Raw genomic sequence first — 11,399 nt, forward strand, 5'->3', positions numbered from 1 at the left:
GTGGTGCTGGAACTCAAGCAGATTTTGCGGGCGCACCAGGGAAACACGCCGGTGCACCTGCACGTGGGGAGCAGCGCTACGCCCCGGACGGCTACTCGGTCGAGGTGACCCCGCCGCTTCTGGACGGGATCACCGCGGCCTCGTGAGTGCAGATCACGGTTCTAACCGGGACGAACACTCACGAGGACCCCTCAGCGCTTCAGCCCGTGCTCGATCGCCTCGATGATCCGCGGCCGAAGCTGCGCCGTGCTGACGATCGCGTCCACCGACCCGACCTCGACCGCTCGCTGGATGCTGTGCACCCGGTCGAATTCCGACGCCACTTCGCCGAGCTTCTCCGCCCGCACCGACGACGTCACCTCGGCCAGTTCCGCCGCGCACGCCGCCCGCTCGGCTCCGCTCAGCTCGCCGAGCCGCTTCTGCAGCTCAGCCACCCGCGGGTCGTTCGCCGTCCGGGTCTTGACCTCGCCCGCGAACACCACCGCGGCCGCCGGGGCGCCGCCCAGCACGGAGGCGAACGAGCCCTCCAGCGCCAGCACCGTCATGTTCGGGTTCAGCGCCTTCGAGAACACCACGAACGCCCCGCCGTGGTAGCGCGAGATCACCGTGAACACGATCGGGCCCTCGAAGTTCACGATCGCGCGGCCGATCTCGGCCCCGTACTCCAGCTGGAGTTTCTTCATCGACTCCGGCGAGCCGTCGAAACCGGACAGGTTCGCGAGCACCACCAGCGGACGGTTGCCGCTCGCCGCGTTGATCGCGCGGGCCGCCTTCTTCGACGACTTCGGGAACAGCGTGCCCGCGGTGAACGTGTCCGGGCCGTCGGTGGGCGGGAAGCCGCGGCGGGGCACCGACCGCGATTCGATCCCCAGCAGGCACACCGGGTGGCCGCCGATGTGCACGTCCTGCACCGCGGCGGTGTCCGCGTCCGCCATGCCCGCCCAGCGTTCCAGCACCGGGTGGTCCTGGTCGGACAGGGCGCGCATCACCGTGCGGATGTCGAACGGCTTCTTGCGGTCCGGGTTGTGCTCGGCGGAGAAGATCTGGCCCACCGTGGTGAAGTCGCTGCCGACGACGGCGTGCGGGTAGTCCGACACGTCCCGAGCCACCGGGTCCGTGGTGACCGCCTGGCGCGGGCCCGCTTCGCCCGGCACGACGTAGGTGTGCGCGTAGTGCGCCATCAGCACGTCGCGCGCCCCGGCGAGGTTCGGCGCCCAGTACTGCGCCTGCCCGTTCGGGCCCATCACGCGGTCGTAGCCGCCGATGCCGAAGTTGTCCTCGGCCGACACGCCGCCGGAGAAGTCGAGCGACTGCTTGCCGGTGAGCACCATCGCCGAATCCGGCGTCATCACCAGGATGCCCTTGGTGTGCATGAGCATCGTGGCCTCGGCGTTCCAGTACGGCTGCGCGCCCACGGTGATCCCGGCGACCACGATGTTGATCTCGCCGCCGTCCTGGGTGAACTCCACGATCCGCTTCAGCGCGGCCGCGACCCAGTCCATGTTCTCGGTGCCGGACTCCATCGAGATCCGCGCGCCGGACGACAGCGCGAACCATTCGACCGGAACCTTCAGCTCCTGCGCCAGGTTCAGCGCCGCGATCACCCGCGTGCACTCCGGTTCGGCCAGCGCGCCGAGCGACTTCGTCGGGTCGCCCAGCAGCACCACGCGCTTGACGCCCTCGGGCACCAGGTCGGTCGGCGTGCTGACCACGCCCGCCACGAGCCCGGCCTTGTTCTGTCCGCGCGGCCGGTCGACCGGGACCAGCGCGCCGGTGTCGTCGAGGTCGTGCTCCACAAAGGACCCGCCGCCGGCCAGCAGCTCGGTGAGCTCGTACGGGTACACCGTGTCGCGGCGCGCCGCGCGCAGCACCTTCTGCCGGTAGTCGTCCAGCGGCTGCACCGGTTCGGTGCTCGGGGCCCCGACCGTCAGCCGCACGCCCGCGCCGACCTCGTTGCGGATCGTCACCGCGATGTCGGTCAGCTCACCGGTTTCCGCGTTCCGCTGCCGGGCGAGGAACTGGATCTCCTCCAGGCCCGCACCGGCGGTGGTCGGCAGGACGCGGCGCGCGAGCAGGTTCAGCTCGTCCATCGTCAGGTCGCTCGGCGGCCACACGTAGATGACGATCCGGTTGGTGTCGAACCGGTTCTTCGCCGGGCGCTTCGCCTGCGCGTTGCGGACCGCGTCGAGGCACGCGGCGAGCGTGTCCTCGGCCGAGGGCAGCGACACGAGCCTGCCGTCCGCCTCGCGCAACGGCGTGAGGTCACGGACCTGCGCCATCGCGATCAGCCGCTCGTCCGCCGGGTTGGTCCGGGCGGTGCCGGTGAACAGGTATACCTCTTCGTCCGCCGACGGCAGCCGCGTCAGGTCGAATTCCTGCAGCCGTTCCAGCTGCAGCCGCTCGGCGACGCGCGGGTGCAGCCCGCGGATCACGCGGTCCTCGGCGAACCCGGATTCGGTCCGGCGGAAGGTGAAGTGGTGGTGCATCACCGCGCCACCGCCGCCCGCGACGGTCGTGACGACCCGGTCGACGTCGTCCGGAAGCGGTTGCGCCGCAACGATTTCGCCGAGCTTCTCGGCCATCGCGTCGCTGTCGGGCTGGTCGGTCCACTTCAGATAGACGTCCGCGGCGACCGGAACGCCGGCGCCGGCGGACAGCTCGGCCACCGCGCGCATCGCGTCCGGCAGCTGCGGGAAGTCGACCGCGGTGGTGACCACGCGCGCCGGTTCGGGATGCTCCGCGGTGACGAACGAGCAGCCCGCGACCTCGCGCACGCGCACGTCGGTGAGCGCCTTGTTGCCGTAGTAGCGCCGGGTCAGCACCTCGAGCATCGCGGCCGGGTCCGCGCCCGGGCGTCCGATCCGCTGGCCGAGCAGCCGCACCAGCGGCTCGTTGCTCGACACCATGCTGGAGATCCGCTCGGCGCGGTCGGCCGCGTCCGGGTTGCGGTCGAGATAGCGCAGGTGGCCGCGGATCTCGGCGTACACCTCGGCGCGGGCCCGGCGCAGCAGAGGCTGCGCGAACCAGCGGAACACCACGCCGCGGGCGAGGTCGCTGACCACGGGGAAGCGCAGCTGGGTGGCGGCGATCAGGTGCTCCAGCGCCAGCCCGGCCGCCTCCCGCAGCTCGGCCGACGGCGGGGCCTCGGTGAGCCATTGCCGCAGCAGCGCGGAAACGATCGCGCTGTCGCTCGAGGATCGTTGCTGGGCAAGGAAAATCCGGAAGACCGCTTCTTCCAGCTCCGGGGTGCGCTCCAGGTCGCCGACGCCGTAGTGGCCGAGCACGCGGCGCAGCCTGCCCTGGAATTTCTCCGGTAGCCCGGCCCGTTCGACGTCGAGGCTCTGCAGGTAGGTGTGGAAGTACTCGCGGGCGCTGTGCACCGGGCTCGACGCGCTGAGGTCGTCCGCGGCCGGCTTGTTCCGGCTCAGCTCGGACAGGTCGGCGAACACGTCCAGCAGCTCGAGCTCGCCCTCCAGCGGACGCGCCGGCAGCTCCGCGCGCGCCGCGAGATAGCCGCTGAGCACGCGGCCCTGGTCGTGCGGGTCGACGTCGAATCCGAGCAGCAGGCTGCGCAGGTCCTGCCTGCCGCGCTCGACCCGGTCGGCCGCGCTCGTGCCGTCCTGCTCGGCGGGCAGGTCGATCTCGGCGGTCTCGATCCGCGCGGCGGCCTCGTCCTCGGCGCCGTCGGCCAGCGGTTCGAGGCGCAGCAGCGGCGCCCCGGTCTCCACCTGGCTGCCGATCGACACCGGGAGTTCCTTGACGCGGGCCCGGAACGGCGCGCGCAGCACCGTCTCCATCTTCATGCTTTCCAGCACGAGCACCGGCGCGCCGGACTCGACCTCGTCGTCCACCGCGACCGGCGTGGCGACCACGAGCGCGGGCGCGGGGGAGCGGACGACGCCGCCCTCGTCGCGGCTGATCCGGTGCGTGACGGCGTCCACCTCGACCAGGTGGATCGGCCCGTGCGTGCCGGTGACGAGCCGGAACCGCGTGCCGTTGACGGTGATCTGCCCGCTGTGCTCGTCGAACCGCTCGAGTTCGACGTCGGCCGGGTGCACGTCGCCGCCGCCGCTGACGCCGATCCGGAACCGTTTCGGCCCGGTGCGCGCGACGGTGACGCGGTAGGACGCGCCGCGCAGCTTCAGGTCCAGCGGACGGGTTTCGTGGCGCACCTGCGGACGGCCGCCGAACGCGGTGGACAGCAGGCGCTGCCGGCCGACCTCCTCGTCGTCCTCGTAGGCCTCGATCGCCGCCGCGGCGAGCGCGACCGCGGAATGCCGCGTGGTGACGAGACGGCCTTCGGCGCGGACGCGGTCGATCCAGCCGGTGTCCGCGCTGGCGTCGATCACCTCGGGCTGGTCGAGCAGGTCGAGCACGAAGCTCTTGTTCGTGGCGCCGCCCTCGATGAGCACGGAGGTCTCGGACATCGCCCGGCGCAGCCGCGCGAGCGCCTGGTCGCGGTCGCGGCCGTAGGCGATGATCTTGGCGATCATCGAGTCGAAGTCGGCGGGGATCGTGTCGCCCTCGCTGACGCCGGTGTCGACCCGGATGCCGGGGCCGGCGGGCAGCAGCAGCCGCGCGATGCGGCCCGGCGACGGCGCGAAGTCGCGGTCCGGGTCCTCGGCGTTGAGCCGGGCTTCGACGGCGTGCCCGGACTCCTCCGGCTGAGTGCCTTCGAGCTTGCCGCCGGACGCGACGTGCAGCTGCAGCCGCACCAGGTCGGTGCCGGTGGTGATCTCGGTGATCGGGTGTTCCACCTGGAGCCGGGTGTTGACCTCGAGGAAGGCGAACATCCGGTCGCCGGGGTGGTAGAGGAACTCGACGGTGCACGCGCCGCGGTAGCCGACCGCGACCGCGAGCCGTTCGGCCGACGCCTTCAGCTCGGCGGTCTGGTCCGCCGCGAGCACCGGCGACGCGGACTCCTCGATGATCTTCTGGTTGCGCCGCTGCACCGAGCAGTCGCGGACGCCGAGCGCCCACGCGGTTTCGCCGTCGGAGATCACCTGGACCTCGACGTGCCGTGCGCCGGTGACCAGGCGCTCCAGGAACACGACGCCGCTGCCGAACGCGCGCAGCGCTTCCTGGCTGGTGCGCTCGTACGCCTCGGTGAGGTCGCCCGCCGACTCCACCTTGCGGATGCCGCGCCCGCCGCCGCCCGCGGTGGCCTTGAGCATCAGCGGATAGCCGATCTTGTCGCCCGCGGCAAGGGCTTCCTCGAGCGTCGCGACCTCGCCGCCGCTCCACGGAGCGACCGGAACGCCGACCTCTTCCGCGATCAGCTTCGCGCCGATCTTGTCGCCGAGCTTGCGCATCGCGTCCGCGCTCGGGCCGACGAAGGCGACGCCGATCTTCTCGCACAATTCGGCGAACGCCGGGTCCTCGGCGACGAAGCCCCAGCCGACCCACGCCGCGTCGGCCTTGGTCTCGACCAGCGCCTTCTCCAGTTTGGCGAGGTCGAGGTAGGGCCGCGCGGAGGCGGGGCCGAGGGAAAAGGCGACGTCGGCTTCGCGGACGAAAGTCGCGGTGGCGTCCGCGTCCGTGTAGAGCGCGACCGTCTCGATCCGTCGCCCGGTCTCGGCGGACAGGTCCCGGACGGCGTGGATGAGCCGCATCGCGGCCTCTCCCCGATTGACGATGGCGACGCGATTGAACACGGACAAAGCCTCCCAGTGAACCTGACTGCACCCACGCACAGCAGGCGACGCCGGACCTGCCGAACGTCGCCTGTCTTCGTCGTACACACTGCTCCCTTACCGCCGGGTACACCAATGTCGCGGATGACGCATGCCGCGCCTGCCGGTTTGTAGGAACCCGCCAAAAACGGCTCGTGTCACGTCGTCCGGGCCTCGTTTATCGCGAGGTATGCCACAAATCACGCCCGGCTGGCCAGGGACGGCGGCAACTGGACGGCCAGGCGTTTCCAGGGGGTCGGACAGGGGTCACCGGAAGTTCAGGCGGGCTCGGGCCGCGGCGGGCCGCAGCGCGGCGGAGGCCTTCTGGGCACTGGGAAAATGTGACCCTTGACACTCCCTATGGGTGCCCCTACCGTCTCGGGTAATCGATTTCTCGACGTGGGGCGGGCCGAGAGGGCGGGGCATGGGCGACGGCGTCGCGCTGGCCGAGCTGGCCGGCGTCAGCAAGACCTACGGCGGGGTGCGTGCCCTGGGCGCGGTGGATTTCACCGCGGCGAAGGGGGAGGTGCACGCCCTGCTGGGCGAGAACGGGGCAGGCAAGTCCACGCTGCTGAAGATCTTGTCCGGAGAGGTCGCCGCCGGGGAGGGGGCGATCCGGATCGCGGGGGAGGCGGTCCGGTTCGCCCGACCGGCCGACGCGCGCCGCGCCGGGGTCGCGATGATCCACCAGGAACTGGATCTCGTGCCCGCGCTTTCCGTGGCGGAGAACGTCTTCCTCGGCCGCGAACCGCATACGCGCGGCGGAACGATCGACCGGCGGCGGATGGTCGCCGCCACGCGCGAGGTGCTGGAGCGCTCCGGCGTCGACCTCGACCCGCGCACGCCGGTCGAGCGGCTGCGCACCGGCGAGCAGCAGCTCGTCACCATCGCGAAAGCGCTGTCGCTGGACGCGCGGATCCTGCTGATGGACGAACCGACGTCGGCGCTGTCGCCGCGCGAGGTGGAGCGGCTGTTCACGGTCATCGACCAGCTGCGTGCTGACGGCGCGGCGATTGTTTACGTGTCGCATCGGATGGACGAGATCGGCCGGGTCGCGGACCGCGCGACGGTGCTGCGCAACGGCGAGGTCGTCGCGGAATTCAGCGCCGCGGAGCTGACGGCCGAGCGCGCCGCGGAGGCGATGGTGGGCCGTCCGGTGCACCTGATGTTCCGCGCGGACAGCGTGTCCGAGCCGGATCAGGAGGACGTCCTGCGCGTAGAGGATCTCGTGGTCCGGTCGCGCGCCGGGCGGCGGGAACCGGACGGGATCAGCCTGACGGTGCGGGCCGGCGAGATCGTCGGCGTCGCCGGGTTGCTCGGCGCGGGACGGACGGAGTTGCTGGAGACGCTGTACGGCGCGTCCGGCGGCAAGGTGGTCGGCGGGCGGATTTTCCTGCGCGGCAAGGAGTTCCGGCCGCGGTCTCCGCGCAGGTCGCTTCGGTCGGGCATGGCGTTCGTGCCCGAGGACCGGCGGATCGCGGGGCTGGCGCTGGAGCATTCCGTCGTGGCGAACACCGTGTTGTCCATTGTGGAGCGGCTGGCCCGGTTCGGGGTCGTTCCCGGCCGGCGCGAACGTGCGGTGGCCGGAGAGGAAGCGCGGCGGCTCGGGGTGAAACTGGGGTCGCTCGCCGATCCGGTGGGCTCGCTGTCCGGCGGGAATCAGCAGAAAGTGGTGCTGGGCCGGGCTTTGCTGACCGAACCGGTGTTGCTGCTGCTGGACGAGCCGACGCGCGGTGTGGACGTCGGGGCGAAGGCGGAGATCTACCGGCTGCTCGGCGAGGCCGCCCGAAGCGGCGTCGGGGTGCTGCTGGCGTCGTCGGAACCGGCCGAACTGGTCGGCGTGTGCGATCGCGTGGTGGTGCTGCGCGGCGGGCGCAGCGTGCATGAACTGGACACGGCGAGCGCGGGCGAGGCGGAGCTGCTCGCCGCGTCGATGGGAGACGTCCGGTGAAGGGGCGCGCGGTGCTGGCCGCGGTGTTCCGGTTCCAGAGCGTCTTCGGGCTGGTGCTGGTGTTCGCCGCCGCGATCGTCTTCTCCCCGCACCGCGGCGGGGAGCTGGTGTTTCTCGGCAGCGGCAACCTGTTCAACGTCGTCCGCGCGATCTCCGAGATCGGCATCATCGCGGTCGGCATGACGCTGGTGATCCTGGTCGGCGGCATCGACCTGTCGGTGGGCTCAGTGATGGGGCTGGCCAGTGTCGGCGTTGCGCTGCTGCTGACCAGCGGCGGCTGGGGGCTCGTGCCGGGCGTGCTGATGGTTCTCGCGCTGGGGTTCGGTTTCGGGCTGCTGCAAGGGATCGCGAGCGCGCGGTTCCGGATCCAGTCGTTCATCGTGACGCTCGCCGGGATGCAGATCGCCCGCGGGATCGCGCGGATGTGGTCTGGCGGCGAGGGCGTTTCGATCACCTACGGCGACGGCCCCGGCCAGGCTCCGGTGCCGTTCTCGCTGCTGGGCGAGCGGACGTTCGGCGGCGTGGTGCCGATCCCGGCGCTGTTCTTCGTGGTCGTCGCCGCGCTGGCGGTTCTCGTGCTGCGGGCGAGCGCGTTCTCCCGGCACGTGTACGCGATCGGCGGCAACGAGAAGGCCGCGGTGCTGTCCGGAGTGCCGGTGATCCGGGTGAAAGTGCTGGTCTTCGGCCTGTGCGGGCTGCTCGCCGCGCTGGCCGGGATCGTCCACGCGGGACAGTACAACTTCGGCGGCCCCAACGACGGCACCGGCTACGAGCTGAACGCCATCGCGGCCGTCGTGATCGGCGGGACCAGCCTGTCCGGCGGGCGCGGGTCGGTGTCCGGCACCGTCGCGGGCGCCCTGCTGGTCGGCGTGCTCGACAACATTCTCCAGCTCAACGACATCGATTCGAACGTCCAGCTGATCGTGGTCGGCGTGGTGATCGTGCTCGCCGCCGGCCTGCAGCGGCTGCGCCCGGCCACGGTCTAGGCGTTCGGGAAAAGAGGAGCAGATGTCCGGCATCCTCCGCGGCGGAGCGGTACTGGCGGGGCTCGCCCTCGTCTCGGCTGTCACCGCTTGCGGCACTACCCACGAGAACGCGCCGGGCGCGGCGTCCGGCGCCGCGCCCGCCGCGAAACAATGCCACGGTCCCAGTGGCAAATACAAAATCGGGATGAGCCAGGCGAATCTCGCCGAACCGTATCGCGTCCGGATGGACGACGACATCCGCAAAGCCGCGGCAGGCGTGCCGCAATTCAGCGTCAGTTACGCGGATGCCGCGCAGGACAACGCGAAACAGGTCGAGCAGGTCAATACTTTTCTTACCCAGGGAATCGACCTGCTGATCATCAGCCCGAACGAGGCGACGCCGCTGACCGGTGTCGTGAAGAAGGCGTACGACCAGGGAATTCCGGTGCTCGTGCTGGACCGGAAGGTCGACGGCGACGGGTACACGTCCTTCATCGGTGCGGACAATGTGGACATCGGCCGTCAGGCGGGCAAGTTCTTCGCCGAGAAATTGCTGCCGCACGGCGGGAAAGTCGTCGAACTGAAGGGGCTCGCCGGATCGACGCCCGCCAAGGAACGCAGCGACGGATTCAACGAGGGCATCACGGACCGCAACATCACAGTGGTGGGCAGCGCGGACGCGGACTGGTTGCGGGACAAGGGACAACAGCAGGCGGACGCGTTGCTGAAAGCCCATCCGGACGCGCAGGCGATGTTCTCCGAAAACGACCCGATGGCCGAGGGCGCGCGCATCGCCGCGCAGAACGCGGGGCGCGCGGACCTGCCGATCGTCGGCATCGACGGCCTGCCAGTGCCGGAAGGCGGCATCAAGGCGGTGGAGGCCGGCCGGCTGTCGGCGACGTTCATCTATCCGACCGGCGGCAAGGAAGCGGTCGCGGCAGCGAAGAAACTGCTCATCGACTGTCAGACCGTGCCCAAGACGCAGACCCTGCCCACCCGCCTGGTGACGCGCGAGAACGCGGCCCAGGTCTACGCCGAGCTGAACCGGAGCTGACCTATGGCACGAATCGGTGTCCTCGCCGTCTCCGACGGGCGCGACCACGTGCACCGGCGGAACACCGGCTTCATCCGGTCCAAAGTGGACGATTTCACCGCCGCGCTGACCGCGGCGGGCCACGACGTCGTCACCGGCGGGCTGGTCGCCACGAACACCACCGCGACCGCCGCGGCGCGCTCGGTCGCCGCGAGTTCGGTGGACGTGACGGTGCTGTACTACGCGGTGTGGGCGTTCCCGCACTTCACGATGCTGGCCGCGGACGCGACCACCGGCCCGCTGCTGCTGGTCGCGAGCACCGACCCGACCGAGCCCGGCCTGGTCGGGATGCTCGCCGCCGGGGGCGCGCTCGACCAGATCGGCCGCGCGCACACCCGGTTGTGGGGCGGGCCTTCCGACCCGGAGCTGATCGCCGAAGTCGGCGCGCACGCGAGCGCCGCGGCTGCCGTCGGTTCGCTGCGCGGTTCGACCTTCGGCCGCTTCGGCGGGCGGCCGATGGGCATGAACACCGCGGTGGCCAATACTGATCAGTGGATGCGCGAATTCGGTGTGGACGTCGAGGAAATCGACCAATACGAACTCGTCCGCCGCGCTGATTCCGGTGCCTCGGGCGAAGCCGTCAGCGGTCGGAAATGGCTGGAACAACACGCTTCCGTGCACTACGATGGTGATCGGCTCACACCGGAATTGTTGGAACGCCAACTGCGTCTTTACCTTGCCGTGCGCGATGTCGCGGCCGAACGGCACCTGGATTTCTCCGGCATCAAAGCACAACCGGAACTGACCGAACATTTCGCGACCGCCGACGTCGCCGAGGCGCTCCTCAACGATCCTTACGACTGGAACGGCCCGAAGGCGGTGCACGTCACCGCGACCGAGGCGGACATGGACGGCGCGCTGACGATGCAGCTGATGCACCGGATCACCGGGACGCCGGTGCTGTTCGCCGACGTCCGGCACTACCACCCGGACCGGGACGTCTGGGACCTGTGCAACTCCGGCCAGCACGCGACGTGGTTCGCCGCGCGGAGCGAAGACCCGGCGGAGAACCTGGCCCAGGTGCACCTGTACCCGGAAGTGTTCTTCTTCCCCGCAGGCGGGGCTTCGGTGCAGCACATCGCCGCCCCCGGTCGGATGACCTTGGCGAGGTTGAGCCGGTTGGACGGGGAGTACCGGTTGCAGCTGGTGCTGGGGGACTTCGAGGCCTACGACGAGCGGACGACGGAGGAACTGGTCTCGCGGTCGACGCGGGAGTGGCCGCACGCGTTCGCGCGCCTGGACGTGGCCCCGGAGACCTTCCTGTCGCGCTTCGGGGCGAACCACGTGCACGCGGTGCCGGGGGACCGCCGAAGGGAACTCCGCGCGGCGGCCGGGCTGATGGGGGTGCGGGTGGAGGAGTGGAGCCGGTGACCGGGTGACCTGATGGTGGGGTGCCGTTGGGTTTTCCGGCGCCTCCCTGTGGCTGTCCCTGGTTGGCCTCGTTGCGTCGTGCCTGGTGGATTGGGGGTGGTGTTCGTGGAGCCTCGTGACGGGTGCGCTTAAGCGACGTGGCCGTGCCGGAGCGGTGCCCGGTGTGCTGGCGGGTGCGCGGCGGGTTTGGGTGCAGTCGTATTGAGGCGGTGCCAGCGGGGCTCGATGCGGGCGGGTATGAGCGAGGTGGCTGTGTCGGAGTGCCGTCCGGTGTGCCGGTGTAGCGCGCGGCGGGTTGGGGTGCGGTCGAATTGAGGCGGTGCTCGCAGGGCTCGAGGCGGGTGTGC

Annotated in this window: 5 protein-coding genes; 4 read left to right on the forward strand and 1 reads right to left on the reverse strand. The window is 70.7% G+C overall.

Features of this window, described 5'->3' with window-relative positions; translation table 11 throughout:
* Window positions 1-191: 191 nt before the first annotated feature.
* Window positions 192-5,654, reverse strand: a complete 5,463-nt coding sequence (locus tag H5411_RS35240; protein ID WP_101438776.1) for an ATP-binding protein — start codon at window positions 5,652-5,654, stop codon at window positions 192-194.
* 442 nt (window positions 5,655-6,096) lie between these two features.
* On the opposite strand from H5411_RS35240, the gene H5411_RS35245 reads away from it, so the two are divergent.
* From H5411_RS35245 to H5411_RS35260, 4 genes are read left to right on the forward strand one after another with little or no spacing between them, the layout of a single operon-like run.
* Window positions 6,097-7,623: a sugar ABC transporter ATP-binding protein gene (locus H5411_RS35245; RefSeq protein ID WP_101438777.1), complete on the forward strand. Its 1,527-nt coding sequence runs from the start codon at window positions 6,097-6,099 to the stop codon at window positions 7,621-7,623.
* Complete coding sequence (locus tag H5411_RS35250; RefSeq protein ID WP_101438778.1) at window positions 7,620-8,609, forward strand: ABC transporter permease; 990 nt, start codon at window positions 7,620-7,622, stop codon at window positions 8,607-8,609. Before H5411_RS35245 ends, H5411_RS35250 begins: the two co-directional genes overlap by 4 nt.
* A gap of 22 nt (window positions 8,610-8,631) precedes the next feature.
* The gene (locus H5411_RS35255) at window positions 8,632-9,642 is read left to right on the forward strand and encodes a substrate-binding domain-containing protein (protein WP_101438779.1); all 1,011 of its coding nucleotides are present in this window, start codon (window positions 8,632-8,634) and stop codon (window positions 9,640-9,642) included.
* A gap of 3 nt (window positions 9,643-9,645) precedes the next feature.
* Window positions 9,646-11,052, forward strand: a complete 1,407-nt coding sequence (locus tag H5411_RS35260) for an L-fucose/L-arabinose isomerase family protein (RefSeq protein WP_101438780.1) — start codon at window positions 9,646-9,648, stop codon at window positions 11,050-11,052.
* Window positions 11,053-11,399 lie beyond the last annotated feature (347 nt).

Source organism: Amycolatopsis echigonensis, from assembly GCF_014174495.1.
GTDB lineage: Bacteria > Actinomycetota > Actinomycetes > Mycobacteriales > Pseudonocardiaceae > Amycolatopsis > Amycolatopsis echigonensis.

Excerpts from the sequence above, each read along its gene's own strand:
- H5411_RS35255 (WP_101438779.1), top strand. The coding sequence starts at position 8,632 with ATGTCCGGCATCCTCCGCGGCGGAGCGGTACTGGCGGGGCTCGCCCTC.
- H5411_RS35245 (WP_101438777.1), top strand. The coding sequence starts at position 6,097 with ATGGGCGACGGCGTCGCGCTGGCCGAGCTGGCCGGCGTCAGCAAGACC.
- H5411_RS35260 (WP_101438780.1), top strand. The coding sequence starts at position 9,646 with ATGGCACGAATCGGTGTCCTCGCCGTCTCCGACGGGCGCGACCACGTG.